Source organism: Stenotrophomonas bentonitica (assembly GCF_013185915.1).
Taxonomy (GTDB): Bacteria; Pseudomonadota; Gammaproteobacteria; order Xanthomonadales; family Xanthomonadaceae; genus Stenotrophomonas; species Stenotrophomonas bentonitica.
The window spans coordinates 2,054,180-2,071,598 of sequence record NZ_JAAZUH010000001.1 but is presented as its reverse complement, the minus strand read 5'-3'; the positions used below and the strand labels follow the sequence as shown (position 1 = coordinate 2,071,598).

Below are 17,419 nucleotides of genomic sequence, written 5' to 3'. Positions count from 1 at the left end.
CGCTCATTTTTGCCCGCAAATACGTGACGTCGGCCGATTGAGTTCTGGCACGCTGTGCTCCGCCACGCATGTGGGGGTGGCAGGGAAGCGCAACCAGGGGGAAGGCGATGGCCAGGGTTCTCGTGGTCGGATCGGACATCCAGGGTGAACGTGCATTGCTGCAACGCCTGCGTGTGGCCGCGTCATTGCCGGCCGACACCGTGCGCAGTTGTCGCGATCTTGATGAGTGCGACCTGCTGGTGATCAAGGACACGCCGGCGCTGCGAAACGCCGCGCTGCGCATGGTGCGCGAACGTCCGCGCATCCAGTTCTGGGTGGAAGACCAGGACGGCCAGCTGCGGCCGGGGCAGGGTGCCAATCGCGGCGTGCTCGACGACAGCGCCATCGAGTGCGCGCTGCGACGGATGCCGGCCGCCACCAACAGCATCGACGAACCGCGCAGCGCACAGGGCGCGAAGGCGATCACGCGCGCGCTGCGCGAACGCCTGCAGTCGCGCCAGGGGCATGCCGCGCTGGTCCTGGACGACGAACCGCAGCTGCTGCTGGATTTCGTGCAGGACCAGATGGTGGTGCCGGTCGGGGTGCCGGGCGCCAGCCTGGCGCAGGACCTGTCGGACGTGTTCGAGATGCTGTCCCTGCACGGTCTTTCCGAGCGCCGCTACCAGGAGCTGGCTGCGGCCCTGCCGCGCCAGCCACTGCGCCCGCTGCTGTGGCAATGGGGCCAGCGTCCCGCGCACTGGCAGGACCTGGACGCGCGCCTGAAACGCGGTGCACGGGTCAAACTGTTTAGGTGGCCCGACTTCCGTGTACTTGGCAACCAGCACGACAGCTTCCGGTTGTGTTCGCTGCTGCTCAAGCGCGCGTGCAGCGTGGAAGAGTGCGCGACCCTGCTGGATGTGCCGGACGAGGCCGTGCGCAGCGTCGTGCATCCGGCATACCTGTGTGGCTACGCTGCGCTGGAAGACTTCCAGTCCAACGCGTCGCCGGTGCGCGCGCCCAACGGCGGCAGCACGCTGCTGTCGCGCATGTGGCGCAGCGTGCGCCAGCGGGGCGGGAGCTGAGCGTGCGCGAACACAAGGTCGTGGTGCTGGGCGGCATGGGCAGTGGCAAGTCGACCCTGGTCCGCGCGATCGCGGCCGGCGCGGTGGTGGACACCGATGTGCCCAACAGCGACCGCGAGGGTGCCGACAAGGCGTCCACCACCGTGGCGATGGACTACGCCGACATCGACCTGCCCAACGGCGACCGCCTGCGCCTGTATGGCACGCCCGGGCAGCAGCGCTTCGACTTCATCTGGCCGATCCTGCTGCAGGGCGCCAGCGGTGTGGTGCTGCTGCTCGACGCCACCCGCTGGGCAGCGGTGGAAGAGCTCAAGGACTACGTCGCGGTGCTGCGCCAGCATGCCGCCGACGTGCCGGCGGTGATCGGCGTCTCGCGACTGGACCTGGCGCCTTCGTTCGACCTCGAAACATGCACCGCCGTGGCGGGCTGGGGCGACCGGATGCTGCCGGTCATGCCGGTGGACGCGCGCAACCGCGAACAGGGTCTGTCGCTGATGGATGTGCTGATGAGCGAGATGGAAGCCCACGAACTGGTACCGGGCCATGGCTGACGGACACGATGTACGCCGGTTGGACCCGACCACGCGTGAGCGCGTGATCCGGCACCTGCAGGCCTTCGCCGATGACATCAACGGCGTACGCAGCGCGGTGCTGTCCAGCGTGGATGGCTTTGCACTGGTACCGGCGGCGGGCACCCACGGCAACGGCGAACGCCTGGCCGCCATGACCAGCGCGATGCTGGCGCTGGCGGCCGCCGTCGGGCGCGAGCTGGCGCTGGGCAAGCTGGAAGTGCTGATGCTGGAGGCCGGCGAAGGCAAGGTGCTGATGCTGGCCCTGCCGTGCACGCCGGCACCGCTGCTGCTGATGACCGCCTGCGACGCGACCTGCGTGATCGGCAAGGTGCTTTGGAGTGCGAAGGAATGTGGCCGCAACATCATGGCCGAACTCAGCGGATCACGAGCCGATCCGCAGGGAACCTAGGGGCTCGACAACCAGAACGGGGTGCAGCATGGGCAACATGAACAACGCAGTGAGCGAAACCTTGAACTCGCTGATGCAGATCGATGGCGCGAAAGCAGTGGCGCTTGTGGACTACGAGAGCGGCATGCTGCTGGGCGAAGCCGGCTCGGGCATGGACATGGAAGTGGCCGCGGCGGGCAACACCGAAGTGATCCGCGCGAAGATGAAGACGGCCGCGTCGTTGAACCTCAACGACACCATCGAAGACATCCTGATCTCGCTGGGCACCGCGTACCACATCCTGCGCCCGGTAGCGAAGAAGAAGGGTCTGTTCCTGTACCTGGTGCTCGACCGCAACAAGTCCAACCTGGCGCTTGCACGCCGCAAGGTGCAGGACGTGGAAGGCGCGCTGGTGATGTGACTGTTGCACGCGCCGACCACCGTGGGGTGGTCGGCGCAGGCCGCGCGGGCGCACAATGGGGACGGTCCTTCCGGTTGCCCTGCATGCCCGTTGCCGATTCCCACGACGAAGTTGCGCTGGCCGCGTCCCTTGCCCTGCGGGTGCGCGGGGGCTTCGAGGACTATCACGCGCGGTTCGCCAGCGTCACCCGGCGTGCGCGGGTGCGGTTCGAGACGCGTGACTGGGGCGGGGCGCAGGCGGACGCGGTGGAGCGCATAGGGCTGTACGACCGCTGCATCGCCGAGACGGTGGACGCACTGCGCCGCACGGCAGGCGAGTGGGTGGGAAGGCGCAGCCTGTGGCTGCAGGTTCACGACGTGTACGCCGGCCTGGTCGGACCACTGATCGACGCCGAGCTGTACAAGACCTTCTACAACACCCTGGCGCGGCGCCTGTTCGCCACCGAAGGCGTGGATGCCGAGGTCGAGTTCATGGCCCTGGACGTGGAGCCGTCCGATGCCATCACCCATCCGGTCGCACGGCACACCTATGCGGTGTCCACCACACGCCCGGTCGAGGCGTTCATGCGGGTGTTGGGCGATTACCGGTTCGAGGTGCCCTACGCGCACCAGCTGCGCTGCGCGGCCGCGATCGCAGTGCGCCTGCAGGACGACCTGCAGCACTGGGGCACGCATCCGGTGCGCAGCATCGAACTGCTGGACACCGTGTTCTACCGCGAGCGCCGCGCCTACCTGGTGGGGCGGGTGTTTGGTGAACACCGCTTTTCGCCCTGCGTGATTGCCCTGGTCAACGACGGCGCCGGCCTGCGTGCCGAGGCGGTGCTGACCCGTCGCCGCGACGTGGCGCACCTGTTCGGCGTGTCGCGCAGTTACTTCCAGGCTGACCTGGCCACGGTTGGCGATGCGGTGGTGTTCCTGCGCAGCCTGCTGCCGGCCAAGCCCATCGATGAGATCTACACCGTGCTGGGCCGCGCCAAGCAGGGCAAGACCGAGCGCTACCGCACCTTCTTCCGTCACTTCCTGGATCATCCCGACGAACAGCTGGTGCATGCCGAAGGCACGCCGGGCATGGTCATGGCGGTGTTTACCCTGCCCAGCTACCCGCTGGTGTTCAAGCTGATCCGCGATCAATTCGCCTGGCCCAAAACCATGACCCGGCACCAGGTTGAAGAGAAGTACGCGCTGGTGTTCAACCTGGACCGCGTGGGCCGGCTGCTGGACGCGCAGCCCTACCGGCACCTGCGCTTCCCGAAAGCGCGCTTCTCTGCGGCACTGCGCGAAGAGCTGCTGACCCAGTGCGCCGCCAGCGTGCGCGAGGAAGGCGACAGCCTGGTGATCGCGCTGTGCTACGTGCAGCGCCGCTTCCGCCCGCTCAACCTGTACCTGCGCGAGCAGACCGCCGAAGCGCGCCGCGCGGCCGCGCTGGATTACGCACAGGCCATCACCGACATGGCGCGCAACAACATCTTCCCCGGTGACATGTTGCCGAAGAACTTCGGTGTGTCGCGGCATGGTCGTGCGGTGTTCTACGACTACGACGAACTGTGCCTGGTCAGCGACTGCGTGTTCCGCGCGTGGCCGCAGCCGCGCAATGCCGACGAAGCAATGGCTGAAGAGCCCTGGTTCCATGTGGGGCCGCGCGATGTCTTCCCTGAGCGGTTCGCGCCGTTCATGGGGCTGCCCGCTGCGGAACTGGCAGCGGTGCGCGAACACCACGCGCATCTGTTCGATCCGCTGTGGTGGCAGGGGCTGCAGGCCCGTTTCGCGGCGGGGGATCTTCCCGACACACTGCCGTATGCAGACACCCACCGGCTGGCGTGATTTCCTCCTGACCCACGGGTGGGGTACCCTCGGGGTCCATCACAAGGAGCAGGTGAGATGCGTTATTCCCCCCTTCTGGCCCTGGCCTTGGCCCTCGCCGTTGGCGGCGCCGGACTGGTTGCAAGCAGTGAATCCATCGCGCAGAACGCACGCGAAGTGCGGCAGACCGCCGAAGCCAGCATGACGCTGGGCGGCACCATCGACATCGGCAGCGAAGGGCAGGTGACCGGCTTTGCGCTGTCGCACGCCGACAAGGTGCCGGCCGACCTGGCCGCATTCGTCACCCGCCAGGTGCAGGCGTGGCGTTTCGAGCCGATGCGCGTGGACGGTGCCGCAGTGGCGACCCAGACCCCGGTGATCCTGCGACTGGTGCAGCAGCCTGACCCGAGCGGCGACGGTGCGCAGGTGCGTGTGACCGGCGCCAGTTTCGCGAAGTACGATCCGGATGACACCAGCCGCGTCACCTTCATCGCACGGCCCGCACCGGTTTACCCGAAGGACGTGTATGCCATGCGCGGGCGTGGCGACGTGTTGATGCTGCTCAAGGTGGCACGCGATGGCAGCGTGGCCGATGTGTTCACCGAGCAGGTCAACCTGCGCGTGGTCGGCAAGGAGCGCCAGATGCGCGCCATGCGCGACGCACTGGCGCGTGCCTCCGAATCCGCTGCGCGGACATGGACGTTCCGCCCGCCGACCAGCGGCCCGGCCAAGGACGCCGAGTCGTGGAACGTGCGCGTACCGGTGAGCTACTCCATGGGCGAACCGCGCATGGAACGTTATGGCGTCTGGGAAGCCTACATTCCCGGCCCGCGCGAGCGCGCATCCTTCAGCGGCGCCCGCGTAGACGCGAGTGCCGCCCCCGACCTGCTGGCCGACGGCGGCCTCTACATGGCCGACCAGGACGACGGTCCGCGCCTGCTGACCCCGCTGGGTAGCTGACACAAGGAGATGTGCAATGTGTAGTTCAATTCGTCTGATGCTGGCGCTGGCCATCGCCGGCGGCGTTCTCGCCGCAGTACCGCCTGCCACGGCCCAGACGCGCGCGGAAGTGCGCAGGACCGCCGAAGGCAGCATGGTGCTGACCGGCCAGATCAACATCGGTCTGGAGGGCGAGGTGGAGGCGTTCGCCCTGGACCAGCGCGAGAAGGTGCCGGCCGAAATGACCGGCTTCGTCGAACGCTCTGTCAAGACCTGGCGTTTCGAGCCGATCGTGCGCGACGGCAAGCCCGTGCATGCGCGCACCCGGGTGTCGATCCGTCTGTTGGCCCAGCCCGGCGAAAGTGGAAATGACCGGGTCACGCTGGATGCGGCCAACTTTGGCGAGTACGACCAGACCAGCACCGACCAGGTGACCAGCGTGGCCATGCCCCCGCCGGGGTTCCCGTCGCTCGCCGTGGATCTCGGTGGCAGTGGCGACGTGATGCTGCTGGTCCAGGTGGGTCGCGATGGCAAGGTGATGGACGTGGTCGCCGAGCAGGTCAACCTTCGCGTGCTGGGCGATGAACGCCGCATGCAGAAGCTGCGCGAGGCCTTTGCGCGGCAGAGCGTGAACACCGCACTGCGCCGTTGGACCTTCCGTGCGCCCACCACCGGTGACGAGGTGGGCAAGCCGTTCTGGACGGTGCGGGTGCCGGTCAGCTTTGACTTCGGTGAAGTCAATCGCGCTTACGGCAAGTGGAACGTCTACATTCCCGGCCCGCGCGCGAAAGCGTCCTGGCTCACCGGCGAACAGCGCGAGGAAGACCTGGCCGGCCTTCTCCCGGCTGGCGGTGTCTACATGGCTGGCGCAGACAACGGCCCACGCCTGCTCACCCCGCTGGGCGGTTGATCACCCCTGCGCCGGTCCGTCCGGCGCCGGGTACACCACGGTGCGGTTGCGGCCCTGTTCCTTGGCCATGTACAGCGCCTTGTCGGCCAGGCGCAGCGCCTGGTGCGGGTCTTCGTGGTAGCTCGGGTAGTGGGCCACGCCCAGCGACACCGTCACCGTGCCGACCTCGTCGAACACCTCCGCTTCCACCTGCAGGCGCAGGCGTTCGGCGATGGCGGCGCTGGCGGCGACGTCGATGCCCGGCAGCAGGATCAGGAATTCCTCGCCGCCGTTGCGGCACAGCAGGTCGGTGTCGCGCGAATCGTCGCGCATGATCTGCGCGATGCGCAGGATCACCGCGTCGCCCACCGCGTGGCCGAAGCGGTCGTTGATGGTCTTGAAGCGGTCGATGTCCAGCGCGACGATGCCGAACGGCTGACCGCGCGCCTGCCAGTCTTCCAGCCCTTCCTGCAGGCCACGGCGGTTCTGCAGGCCGGTGAGCGGGTCGGTCATGCTGGCGCGGCTGAGTTTGCCGATGCGGTCCTGCAGCAGGTTGAAGCTGTACAGCAGCGCCTGCTTGAGGTGCGCGGCCTCGTAGTACCACGCACGGATGCCGCTGACATGGCGGATGGCGATGCCGGTGTCGCGGTTCTGCACGTTGCGCGCCATCTGCCACAGCGGCAGCGAAATGCGCCGCGCGAACCACCAGGTGACCAGCAGCGACAGCACGCCCAGCGGAATGGCATTCCAGATCACCGCCTTCATCAGCCGCGACAACGGCGCCAGGGTGGCGGCGGTGGGACGCTGCGCCACCACGCCCCAGCCCACGCTGGGCACCGGCGCGTAGCCGGCCAGCATCAGCACGCCATGGCTGTTGCGCACTTCCTGCGCGCCCGAGTGGCCCTGGCTTACGGCCTTGACCGCCGGATTCTCCAGCGCGAACTGCCCCACCCGGGTCGGCTCGATGTGGTACAGGATGCGGCCGTTGCGGTCGACCACGTACAGGTACGAGCCGTCGCGGTAGTAGTGCTTGCCGAGCAGGCTCTGCAGGATGCTGCGTTCGCGCAGGTAGATGGTGCCGCTGACGTAGCCGCGGTACTGACCCTGTGCATCGAAGATGGGGTGCGAGATCGCCACCAGCAGGCGCCCGGTGGCCGACTGGTACGGATCGCTGATGTAGGGCTCGCGGCGTTTCAGCGCTTCGCTGTTGCCCTGGCTGTTGAGCGTTATGCCGGTGAGCGCCAGGCTCAGGGGCGAGGTGGCCAGCACCGTGCCGGCCGGGTCCACGATAAGCACCGAATTGAAGCTGTTGGTCTGCAGCTGCAGGCGCGCGGCGTGGGCTTCCAGCCCGGCGCGGTCATGGTTCTGCTTGCCCAGCTCGATGGCAGCGTAGGCCAGCTGCTGCTGTGCCGACAGCACGAAGTTCTGGGTGCTCTCGGCCAGCTTGCTGGCGTAGACCCGGTTGGACTCCAGCGTGGTGCCGATCAGCTGCTCACGTTGTACGCGGTAGCTGGCGTGCAGGGTGTTGGCCAGGGCCACCAGCGAGCTGAGCAGGGCAAGCGCCAGGATCAGCTTGCCCAGGTTGAGGCGGGACGACAGCAAAGGCATGGACGGGGCTACCGGCAGGGTGACGATCGATCACGGCGCGGATTATCACGGATTCGCCGGTCGATGGGTAACCGCCGGGGCTACCGGTCCAGCCGTTTGCGCAGGACACTGCGTACGTTGGCCGCCATCGCTTCGTCCAGCGGCCCCAGTACCCCGCGTGCGTGTTCCGGGATATGCGCGGTTGCGTCGCCGCCTGCCGTGAATACATAGTGGTCGAACATCGCCCGCCACCGTCGGCGCTGTGCCGGTGGCAACGAGCGCAGGGCCAGCAGCGAGAGCATCAGGGCGTTCATCGGTGCATCGGTCCATGCCGGCACCGGGCGCCACCAGTAGTTCACCAGCACGTTGAAGTCGTCCAGCCCTTCCATGTGGTGCCACCACAGCGAGGGAATGAACACCGCATCGCCCGGCCCCAGCTCGGCGACCTGCGCGCTGGCCCACGCCCGCTCGAAGCGCGGGAAGCGGTCCAGGTCCGGCGCGGCGAAGTCGACCAGGCTCACCGCCTGGCCCGCCGGCGTGAAGTCCAGCGGGCCCACGTACAGATTGCCGACCTGGTCGGGCGGGAACAGGGTGACCCGGCGACGGCCGGCGGCCACGCAGGCCAGGTTGTCCGGTACGTCGTGGTGGGCGGCAATGCGCGAACGGTTGCCGATCCAGATGCTCGCCAGCGGGTCGTCCACGCCGAGCGCCATCGGGTTGTCCTGGCGGAAGCCGGGCAGGAAGCTGTCCAGCGTCGTGGACGCTACATAGATGGTGGGTGCAGCGGGAGCGTTGCGGTACTTGAGCAGGGTGTCGAGCACCACCTTGAGCGGAATCTGCTCACGGCGGAAATTGAAACCGCTCATGTCCGCGTTGTAGAAGATACGGCCCTGCGCTTCGGGCGGGGCGGTGGTCGCGGTCACCGGCAGGGTGCCGTGGTCGTACTGCTTGAGATGGGCCACGGCGGCATCGGCCGAGGCCTGGGCGGCGGCCACCATCGGCCAGTCGCCGACCAGCCCGCGAATGACTTTGGGCGTGGTCCAGGTGGGGAGCAGCGCCGGCAGCTGGCTGCGGTCGAGGTCGCGGACTTCGTCGATCGGGCCGGGCGTTGCAGGCATGGCGGGTCGCTTGCGGGGCAGGGACGGTCTGGCGAGTGTAGACCCGCCAGACCGCCTTGGGTCCTTAGAACTTGTAGCGGACGCCGAACATGTAGCGCGGGCCGGTCTGGGTGGCGTAGCGCAGCATGTTGGTGTGGCGCGCGTAGGTGCGCATGGTCTCGTCGGTGAGGTTGATCGCCTCCACGCTCAGCGACAGCTGGTCGTTGACCGCATAGCTGATGTTGAGGTCGAGCTGGCCGTAGTCATCGGTGTAGTTCGGGTTCGGACCCTGGCCGCCGATGCCGTTGAGGAACTTGTCGCGCCAGTTGTAGGCCGCACGGATCTGCCAGCTGTTCTTGTCGTAGAACGCCACCAGGTTGGCCGAGTCGCTCAGCCCGACCATCGGGTACTGGTCGCCCAGGCTCAGGTTGTCGAAGGTCAGCCCCGACTTCACCTTGGTGTAGTTGGCGGCCAGGCCGAAGCCGGATTGCCCGAACAGGTGCTGCACCGCGATTTCCCAGCCATCAAGATGGTCCGAACGCTGGTTGGCCGGCAGGGTGATGTCGAACCCGGCGATCGGGTCGCCCGGCTGGCCGACGATGGTGCCGGTGAGCTGGCCGGCCGAGTTGGTGCCGGTGGCGGTCACGCCGGGCTGGCCGTTGAAGTTGGTGAAGATGTAATCGCGGATGCAGGGCATGTCGGACACGCCGCAGCCCGCCGCCAGCGCCGCATTCCAGTACGCGCCACCCACCGGTGTGTGCAGGTCGCCGGTGTTCTCGCGGACGATGGTGTTGCTGATGAAGTTCTTGATGTTCTTGCGGAAGAAGCCGACCGAGGCGTAGCTGGACTCGCCGTAGTACCACTCCAGCGACAGGTCGAAGTTGTCCGACAGCAGCGGTTCCAGCGCCGGGTTGCCGCGCGACCCGCTACCGCCCTGGGTACGCACGATGTCGGCCAGCGACTGCCCGCTCTGGATCTGGTCCCACCCCGCGCGACCCAGGCTGCGGCTGTAGCTGCCGCGCAGCGCAATCGTATCGCTGATGTCCAGCTTCAGGTCCATGTTGGGCAGCACGTAGTCGTACTTGCCGCTGTCGCTGATGAAGCCGCTCTCGCTGGCATAGTCGATGTTGAGCTCGTTGGCCGAACTCCAGCTGATCCCGTTGGGCACGCGCACCATCGCGGTGGAGTCCACGTCGGTCTGCTCATAACGCACGCCGACCGCCACGTTCAGCGGCATCGACCAGTCGAAGGTGGTGCGGTACTGCAGGAAGGCGCTCTTGGACTTCTCGTTGGTGCGGATGTCCTGCGAGTACTCGGTGGGCGCCACGTAGCAGGTCGGACAGGCCGGGTCGGAGGCGGTACCGACCTGGGCGGCGCGGTTGATCAGGCGGTCGAAGTCGAATACCAGGAACTGGCCGGTCAGGCGCGGGTCGCTGTGCCCGGAGAACGCATCGAAGTACTTCGCCATGTCGTCGGCGTACCAGATGCTGTCATCGTAGTCGGCGGGCGTGCCCAGGCCGCCCCAGGTATTGCGCTGCATGATCGCCGAGGCCGAGCGGTTCTTCACGTCGGTGTAGCCCACGCCGAAGTCCAGCGCGGAGTAGTCGGCGAACTTGAAGGTACCGCGGCCCTGGTACTGCTCCACTTCGGACTTGTTGTAGCTGTTCTGGAACACCGAACCGGTGACCAGCGCATCGGCGGCCTGCACGCCACCCGGCGGCAACGCGATGTTGATGATCGGCAGGTCGCCGCTGTAGTCCACGGTGGTCTTGCCGCGCACGAACGCGGCCACGCCGAGCACGCCGGCCGAACCGTACGGGCTGTCCGGCTGCGACTCGCCGGTGGAGTTGTGGGCGTCGAAGTTCAGGGTCAACGCATCGTTGACTTCCCATTCCACGTTGAAGCCCAGCGAGTCCAGCGTGTTCTTGGTGGCCAGCTGCGCGCCACCCATCGACACGTCCGAATTGACCATGTCTTCGCTGTAGATGATCGGCGCGGCGACCGGGCCGTTGGTCCAGATGCTGTCGCCCGGGCCGTAGTTGAACCACACCGACAGTTCGCTGCGCTGCTGCTGCACCTTGTTTTCCACATAGGTGTAGTCCAGCGTGGTGGTCACGTTGTCGACCGGCTTCCACTGCAGGGTGGCCTGGCCGTTGGTACGCTGGCGCTGCACGCCGTTTACGTTGTACGCGGTGTTCTGCGGGCGACCATACACATCGTTCGGGCCCGGACGGTTCTGGATGCGGTCGGCATAGCCCTGGCCCGGCTGCGGCAGCACGCGCCAGTCAGTGGTGTTGTCGCCTTCGAACGTGGCCCAGCCTTCGGCCACGGTGGCCTGGTTGAAGCCGGAGTCGCGCTCCTGGTAGCTGCCGCTCAGCATCACGCCGAAACGGCCGTCTGCATAGGTGTCGCTGAAGATGCCCGACAGCTCGCCGGTGAAGTCCGAGCCCTTCAGGGTGCGCGGCAGGTTGTCGTTGGAGGTGTCATTGACCGCTTTCACGCCGACGCTGACCACCGGCGTCGCCTCGAGCGGACGCAGGGTCTCGACGTTGATGGTGGCGCCGATGCCGCCGGTCGGGTTGTCCGCACGGGTGGTCTTGAACACTTCCACCGCCGAGATCGACTCGGAGGCGATGTTGGCGAAGTCGAACGAGCGCGAGCCGGACAGGCCGCCACCGCCGTTGCCGAGGTTGGAGGCCGGCATCTGACGGCCGTTGAGCAGCACCAGGTTGAAGTCCGGGCCGATGCCGCGCACGGTAACCTTGGAGCCTTCGCCGCTCGAGGTGCGGTCGATCGACACGCCGCTGATGCGCTGCAGCGATTCGGCCAGGTTGGTGTCCGGGAACTTGCCGATGTCTTCGGCCACGATGCCGTCGACCACGCCCTGGCTGTCGCGCTTGAGGTTCATGGACGAGGTGAGGCTGCCGCGGATACCGGTGACCTGCACCGTATCGAGCGTGGCGGGGTCGAGCCCCTGCGAAGACGACGCAGCGCCGTCGCGGCTGGTGTCCTGGGTCCACGCCGGCCCGGCCAGCACGGCGAGCAGCGCGGAAGTGAGCATTGCCTTGCGGGGTACAGCCTTGTACGTCTTCATTGCGCTCCCTCCCCAGGGAAATCGGTAATGGCAGTCCTACGGTGTCTGGCACGAATCAACAACGTTCTGGGCGGATTGGGCCCACGCCTGACAGCGTTGTCAACAAACTGCCATGCAACCTCCTGTTGCATTGGCTGCCGCCGACGCACCCGCGCGCGCAAAGTCGCCGCGTGCATCGGCTGAAAACGCTGCTGCGCAAGCCTTTCGCGCGAATTCAAGCGTGACGTGGCGCACCCGATCCAGCACCGCCCGTCCGTTGTGCAGTGCAGAATGGAACTGCGCAAACCGTGATCGCGTGCTCGCTGACAGCGCTGTCGCGTGATCTGGCCGATTGTCTGACAGCGCTGGACAATCTCGTCACGAGCGGGTTCCATGTCTGGCCGCCGCATGGCTGGCATTCCCTTCAGAAGGACACGCAATGGACACTTCCACCGCGGTTCGCGGGCACCACGTACAGAGCACGCGCACGGCCCTGGCCGTGGTCACGGCCATCTTCTTCATGTGGGGCTTCATCACCTGCCTCAACGACATCCTGATTCCGCACCTCAAGGCCGCGTTCTCGCTGACCTGGGTGCAGGCGATGCTGATCCAGTTCACCTTCTTCGGCGCGTACTTCCTGATGTCGTTGCCGGCAGGTCGCCTGGTGGCGGCCGCGGGCTACAAGCGCGGCATCGTGGCCGGCCTGGCCATTGCGGGTGTCGGCGCGCTGCTGTTCTGGCCGGCCGCTGCGCTGCACGTGTATGGCCTGTTCCTGGGCGCGCTGTTCGTGCTGGCCACCGGCATCACCGTGCTGCAGGTAGCGGCCAACCCGTACGTGGCGCTGCTGGGCCCGGAGCAGACCAGCTCCAGCCGGCTGACCCTGGCGCAGTCGATGAACGCACTCGGCACCACCATCGCGCCGTTGTTCGGTGGCCTGCTCATCCTCGCCGCCGAACCGCGAAGCGCCGAACAGCTGGCACTGCTGCCGCAGGCCGAAGCGCTGGCCTACCGCGCGGCCGAAGCGCAATCGGTGCAGTTGCCGTACTTCGGGCTCGCTGTTGCGCTGTTCGTACTGGCCGCAGCGATCTGGATGTTCCGCCTGCCGAGCATCGCCGGCGTGGAAGACACCAGGCACCCGGGAACACTCGGTGACGCGCTGCGCCACAAGCACCTGGCGTTCGGTGTCCTGGCGATCTTCTTCTACGTGGGCGCGGAAGTGTCCATCGGCAGCGTGCTGGTCAACTTCCTGTCCATGCCCGGCATCGGCGAGGGGCTGACCGAACAGCAGGCCACGCACTACGTGTCGCTGTACTGGGGTGGTGCACTGGTCGGCCGCCTGGTGGGTACGTTCCTGCTGGCGAAGTTCGATCCGCGCCGCCTGCTGGGGATCTTTGCGTTGATCGTCATGGGCCTGCTGGCGGTAACCATGCTCGGCACCGGCAACCTGGCCAAGTGGAGCGTGGTCAGCGTGGGCCTGTTCAACTCGATCATGTTCCCGACCATCTTCGCGCTGGCCATCGGCGGGCTGGGCCCGCTGACCGGGCAGGGTTCCAGCCTGCTGGTGATGGCGATCGTCGGCGGTGCGGTGATTCCGCTGGCGGTCGGCTGGCTGGCCGACCAGTACGGCCTGCAGGCGTCGTTCCTGCTGCCGCTGCTGTGTTACCTGTTCATCGTGTTCTACGCCTGGCGCGGTTCGCGCCGGGTCGGCTGAGCGATCAGCGGCGGCGCGGTGCGTGGGTGGACTCACGCACCAGCACCGCATGGTCCACGGTGACCATGCTGCCGGCGCCGGACGAACGGATCCGTTCGATCAGCTGTTCGGTGGCGATGCGCCCCATGGTGTCGGTTGGCTGGCGCACCGTGGTCAACGCCGGGTAGATGTGGCCGGCAATCGGCGTGTCGTCGAAGCCGCACACCGAAAGATCGCGCGGCACGCGCAACCCGCGCTGCCCGGCCACGCGGAACACGGCGGCCGCCATGTCATCGTTGGCCGCGAAGATCGCGGTGGGCGGTTCGGGCAGGTCGAGCAGCGCATTGGCAGCCTCGATGCCGGACTCGAACGAGAACTGACCGTTCACCACCAGGCTCGGGTCGTACTCGATCCCCGCATCGCGCAGCGCCTGGCGGTAACCGGCCAGGCGCCACTGGCAGGCGCCGTGCGCACGTGGGCCCTTGATGTGCCCGATGCGCCGGTGCCCCTGCTTGACCAGGTGCCCGATCAGTTCCACCACCGCCGTGGTCTCGTCCATGCGCACGCCGATGATGCCTTCGGGGTGGCGCGGCGCGATGCTGGCAAACGGAATCTCGTTCTCTTCCAGGTAGGCCAGCACCACGGCGTCGTCGGTCAGCGGCGGAATCAGTACCACGCCGTCGGGCCGCGAATTCTCGAACAGCGCCGACAGGTCCGGCAGGGTGCGCCGACCGATGCCCACCGGCCCCAGGATCAGGTTGTAGTGGTGCGCATGGCAGGCTTCCAGCATGCCGTTCTGGATTTCCATCAGGTAATTGCGCGAGGGATTGTTGTACACCAGCGCCAGCGCATACGAACGCTGCCCGGCCAGGCTGCGCGCGGAAAGGTTGGGCTTGTAGCCCAGCCGCGTCACCGCCGCGAGCACGCGCTCGCGCGTTTCCTCGCGCACGTTGGGCTCATGGTTGAGCACGCGCGAGACGGTCTTGATCGAAACGCCCGCAACCGCAGCGACATCTTCGATACGACTACGCATGGTGCGATGGTTCCTCTGGAAGTGCCGGTCGGCCGCTGCCGATGGTAATGCGCCTGTGTCGTTTCGGGGTTACCGAAGCAGGCGGATGGTGCCACGTTGCGGGGCACTCGTGCACGGTCATCCGATTCCATGCGGCGATGCAACAGCAATGGCCCGTGGACAGCGCACGCGGACAGCGCCGGCCCAGCAGCGGCGGTGATTGCAGGACATCCGCGCGCGCCAATGGTTGACAGCGCCACGCCCGGCTTATATGACAGCGCTGTCAGCGGATGCGCCGGACCGGCCGCGATCCGCCCCCTTGCCGATGACTTTCCTTTGGAGGTAGATGTCCGTGAGCAGCGCCCGGAAGACCGTTCTTGCCCTCTGTGTACTGACGGCTTTGGCCGCGCAGGCCCCCGCCGTCTCCGCCGCCGAGCGCCTGCAGGACTGGCCCCGGGTGACCAGCGCCATCGCTGCCGACCCGGCCATCGAAGCCCGCGTGCGCACCATCGTGGGCCAGATGACGCTGGCCCAGAAGATCGGACAGATGACCCAGCCCGAGATCAAGCAGATCACCCCGGAGCAGGTGCGCACCTACTACATCGGCTCGGTGCTCAACGGCGGCGGCTCGTGGCCGGGCATGGACAAGCACGCCAGCGTCGCCGACTGGGTCAAGCTGGCCGACGCCTACCATGCAGCTTCGCTGTCCACCGATGCGCGCACCCCGGTGCCGGTGATCTGGGGCACCGACGCGGTGCACGGCCACAGCAACGTCTACGGCGCCACCCTGTTCCCGCACAACATCGGCCTGGGCGCGACCCGCGATGCAGCGCTGATCGAACGCATCGGCGCGGCCACCGGCACCGCCACCCGTGCCACCGGCATCGGCTGGGTGTTCGCGCCGACCCTGGCGGTCGCGCACGACCCGCGTTGGGGGCGGACCTACGAAAGCTTCTCCTCCGACCCGGCGGTGGTGCGTGAGTTCGCCACGGCGTACGTCAAGGGCGCGCAGGGCCGCTTCACCGCCGACGGCAACGTGGTGGCCACCGCCAAGCATTACATCGGCGACGGCGCCACCGACAACGGCCGCGATCAGGGCGAGTCCACCGTCGACAAGGCGACCATGATCAACGTGCACGGCCAGGGCTACTTCGGCGCGCTGGGCGAAGGCGTGCAGACCGTGATGGCTTCGTTCAACAGCTGGAACGACCGCGCCGGTGGCGTGGACTACGGCAAGATGCACGGCAGCCAGGTGCTGCTCACCGGCGCGCTGAAGGACAAGATGGGTTTCGACGGCTTCGTGGTGTCCGACTGGAACGGCATCGCGCAGGTGCCGGGCTGCCGCAACGACAGCTGCGCGCAGGCGATCAATGCCGGCATCGACATGGTGATGGTACCCGACGACTGGAAGGCGTTCATCGCCAACACCATGGCCCAGGTCGAAAGCGGCGAGATTCCCATGGCCCGCATCGATGATGCGGTGACCCGCATCCTGCGAGTCAAGCTGCGTGCCGGCCTGTTCGACCACAAGCCTTCGGACAGCCAGTTCGCCGGCGACAGCGCGGCCGTGCAGCATCGCGAGCTGGCGCGCGAAGCGGTGCGCGAATCGCTGGTGCTGCTGAAAAACCAGGACGCGGTGCTGCCGCTCAAGCGCAACGCACGGGTGCTGGTGGTCGGCGAGAGTGCGGACAACCTCTCCAACCAGGCCGGTGGCTGGTCGCTGACCTGGCAGGGCACTGAGAACACCAATGCCGACTTCCCCAACGCCGACTCGGTGCTGGGCGCGCTGCGCGCTGAACTGGGCGCAGCGCAGGTCACCTTCAATGCTGACGCAAAGGACATCGACGCCACGCAGTTCGACGTGGTGGTGGCGGTGATCGGCGAAACGCCGTACGCCGAAACCAACGGCGACATCCTTGCCTCGGACACGGTCAGCCACAGCCGCGCGCAGCCGAAGGACCTGGCCGTGCTCAAGGCGGCGGCCGCCAGCGGCAAGCCGGTGGTCACCGTGTACTTCTCCGGCCGTCCGATGTACACCAACGACCTGCTCAATCTCTCGCAGGGGTTCGTGGCCGCGTGGTTGCCGGGTTCCGAAGGCAAGGGCATCACCGACGTGCTGGTGGCCGGCAAGGACGGCAAGGCGGCGCATGACTTCACCGGTCGGCTGAGCTTCCCGTGGCCGGGCGTGCCGTGCCCGGCGCCGATCGACCGCCCGGACCCGAAGCGCCCGCCGCTGTTCACGTTCGGCTATGGCCTGAGCTACGCGCAGCCGGCGCAGGTCGCCCGCCTGCCGGAGGTCAACGCCGACCATTGCGGCGAAGTGACCACCCTGCCGATCTTCAACCGCCTGGACACTGCGCCGTTCTCGCTGCACATCGCGGCCAACGGTGCCACCCAGCCGCTCGGCAACGACCTCAACGCCAGCCTGCGCTGGCCGAAGGAAAAGCCGGTGGCCGAAGTGCGCACCGTGCAGATCAACACCCAGCAGGACGCGCGCGAAGTGACCTGGCTGGCCCCGGCACAGCTGATCGCACGCAGCACCTCGCGGCGCAACCTGAGCGCGCTGGCGCGCAGCAACGGCGCCCTGCAGTTCGACGTGATGGTGCAGCACCAGCCGGCGTCGGCGGTAAAGGTGACCATGCAGTGCGGCACCGGCTGCGAAGGCGGCGTGGACATCGCCTCGACGCTGGCCTCGCTGCAGCCGGGCCAGAAGCGCACCGTGACCATCCCGCTGGCCTGCTTCGCCAGCAAGGGTGTGGACCTGGGCGCGGTGGAAGCGCCGTTCGTGGTCACCGCCGACAAGCCGTTTGCAGCGGCGTTCACCCAGGTGCGGGTGGCAGCGAAGGCCGACAAGGCAGAAGGCGTGGTCGCCTGCAGGTAACCCCGTAGCG

General features: G+C 67.4%; 13 protein-coding genes. 9 read left to right on the top strand and 4 right to left on the bottom strand.

All coding sequences use genetic code 11. The features are described 5' to 3' along the window. Nucleotides 1-107: 107 nt before the first annotated feature. From HGB51_RS09100 to HGB51_RS09070, 7 genes are all read left to right on the top strand, one after another. Nucleotides 108-1,061 carry a hypothetical protein gene (locus HGB51_RS09100; protein WP_070209568.1) on the top strand — a complete coding sequence of 318 codons (954 nt, stop codon included), beginning with the start codon at nt 108-110 and terminating at the stop codon, nt 1,059-1,061. A gap of 2 nt (nt 1,062-1,063) precedes the next feature. Then, nucleotides 1,064-1,612, top strand: coding sequence for a GTP-binding protein (locus HGB51_RS09095; RefSeq protein ID WP_070209570.1), 549 nt, complete (start codon nt 1,064-1,066; stop codon nt 1,610-1,612). After that, nucleotides 1,605-2,042 (top strand): roadblock/LC7 domain-containing protein, encoded by a 438-nt coding sequence (locus tag HGB51_RS09090; protein ID WP_070209567.1) that lies wholly within the window; start codon nt 1,605-1,607, stop codon nt 2,040-2,042. The genes HGB51_RS09095 and HGB51_RS09090 overlap by 8 nt, the downstream gene beginning before the upstream one ends. A 37-nt stretch (nt 2,043-2,079) precedes the next feature. After that, nucleotides 2,080-2,442: a hypothetical protein gene (locus HGB51_RS09085; RefSeq protein ID WP_216666726.1), complete on the top strand. Its 363-nt coding sequence runs from the start codon at nt 2,080-2,082 to the stop codon at nt 2,440-2,442. Between the two features lie 83 nt (nt 2,443-2,525). Further along, nucleotides 2,526-4,262, top strand: coding sequence for a bifunctional isocitrate dehydrogenase kinase/phosphatase (aceK, locus tag HGB51_RS09080; RefSeq protein ID WP_070209565.1), 1,737 nt, complete (start codon nt 2,526-2,528; stop codon nt 4,260-4,262). 57 nt (nt 4,263-4,319) lie between these two features. Then, complete coding sequence (locus HGB51_RS09075) at nt 4,320-5,201, top strand: energy transducer TonB (protein WP_171966795.1); 882 nt, start codon at nt 4,320-4,322, stop codon at nt 5,199-5,201. A gap of 16 nt (nt 5,202-5,217) precedes the next feature. Continuing rightward, a complete protein-coding gene (locus HGB51_RS09070; protein WP_141739251.1) occupies nt 5,218-6,090 on the top strand; it encodes an energy transducer TonB in 873 nt (290 codons plus the stop codon). On the opposite strand, the gene HGB51_RS09065 is transcribed toward HGB51_RS09070, so the two are convergent. The 3 genes from HGB51_RS09065 to HGB51_RS09055 all read right to left on the bottom strand — a co-directional run bounded on the left by HGB51_RS09065 (nt 6,091) and on the right by HGB51_RS09055 (nt 11,847). Beyond that, on the bottom strand, nt 6,091-7,677 hold the full coding sequence (locus tag HGB51_RS09065) for a sensor domain-containing diguanylate cyclase (protein WP_070209595.1): 1,587 nt from the start codon (nt 7,675-7,677) through the stop codon (nt 6,091-6,093). A gap of 80 nt (nt 7,678-7,757) precedes the next feature. Continuing rightward, nucleotides 7,758-8,774 (bottom strand): cupin-like domain-containing protein, encoded by a 1,017-nt coding sequence (locus tag HGB51_RS09060; RefSeq protein WP_070209596.1) that lies wholly within the window; start codon nt 8,772-8,774, stop codon nt 7,758-7,760. A 64-nt stretch (nt 8,775-8,838) separates the two neighbouring features. Beyond that, entirely contained in the window at nt 8,839-11,847 is a 3,009-nt protein-coding gene (locus tag HGB51_RS09055; RefSeq protein ID WP_171966794.1) for a TonB-dependent receptor, read from the bottom strand. A gap of 418 nt (nt 11,848-12,265) precedes the next feature. On the opposite strand from HGB51_RS09055, the gene HGB51_RS09050 reads away from it, so the two are divergent. Continuing rightward, nucleotides 12,266-13,537: a sugar MFS transporter gene (locus tag HGB51_RS09050; RefSeq protein ID WP_171966793.1), complete on the top strand. Its 1,272-nt coding sequence runs from the start codon at nt 12,266-12,268 to the stop codon at nt 13,535-13,537. 4 nt (nt 13,538-13,541) lie between these two features. Here the strand turns inward: HGB51_RS09050 and HGB51_RS09045 are convergent, their stop codons facing one another. Next, complete coding sequence (locus HGB51_RS09045; RefSeq protein ID WP_070209468.1) at nt 13,542-14,549, bottom strand: LacI family DNA-binding transcriptional regulator; 1,008 nt, start codon at nt 14,547-14,549, stop codon at nt 13,542-13,544. 331 nt (nt 14,550-14,880) lie between these two features. Here HGB51_RS09045 and HGB51_RS09040 point away from each other — a divergent pair, with 331 nt between their 5' ends. Then, nucleotides 14,881-17,409: a glycoside hydrolase family 3 protein gene (locus HGB51_RS09040; protein ID WP_084739108.1), complete on the top strand. Its 2,529-nt coding sequence runs from the start codon at nt 14,881-14,883 to the stop codon at nt 17,407-17,409. Nucleotides 17,410-17,419 lie beyond the last annotated feature (10 nt).

Excerpts from the sequence above, each read along its gene's own strand:
- HGB51_RS09085 (WP_216666726.1), top strand. The coding sequence starts at position 2,080 with ATGAACAACGCAGTGAGCGAAACCTTGAACTCGCTGATGCAGATCGAT.
- HGB51_RS09045 (WP_070209468.1), bottom strand. The coding sequence starts at position 14,549 with ATGCGTAGTCGTATCGAAGATGTCGCTGCGGTTGCGGGCGTTTCGATC.
- HGB51_RS09090 (WP_070209567.1), top strand. The coding sequence starts at position 1,605 with ATGGCTGACGGACACGATGTACGCCGGTTGGACCCGACCACGCGTGAG.
- HGB51_RS09050 (WP_171966793.1), top strand. The coding sequence starts at position 12,266 with ATGGACACTTCCACCGCGGTTCGCGGGCACCACGTACAGAGCACGCGC.
- HGB51_RS09070 (WP_141739251.1), top strand. The coding sequence starts at position 5,218 with ATGTGTAGTTCAATTCGTCTGATGCTGGCGCTGGCCATCGCCGGCGGC.
- HGB51_RS09060 (WP_070209596.1), bottom strand. The coding sequence starts at position 8,774 with ATGCCTGCAACGCCCGGCCCGATCGACGAAGTCCGCGACCTCGACCGC.
- aceK (WP_070209565.1), top strand. The coding sequence starts at position 2,526 with ATGCCCGTTGCCGATTCCCACGACGAAGTTGCGCTGGCCGCGTCCCTT.
- HGB51_RS09055 (WP_171966794.1), bottom strand. The coding sequence starts at position 11,847 with ATGAAGACGTACAAGGCTGTACCCCGCAAGGCAATGCTCACTTCCGCG.
- HGB51_RS09100 (WP_070209568.1), top strand. The coding sequence starts at position 108 with ATGGCCAGGGTTCTCGTGGTCGGATCGGACATCCAGGGTGAACGTGCA.
- HGB51_RS09075 (WP_171966795.1), top strand. The coding sequence starts at position 4,320 with ATGCGTTATTCCCCCCTTCTGGCCCTGGCCTTGGCCCTCGCCGTTGGC.
- HGB51_RS09065 (WP_070209595.1), bottom strand. The coding sequence starts at position 7,677 with ATGCCTTTGCTGTCGTCCCGCCTCAACCTGGGCAAGCTGATCCTGGCG.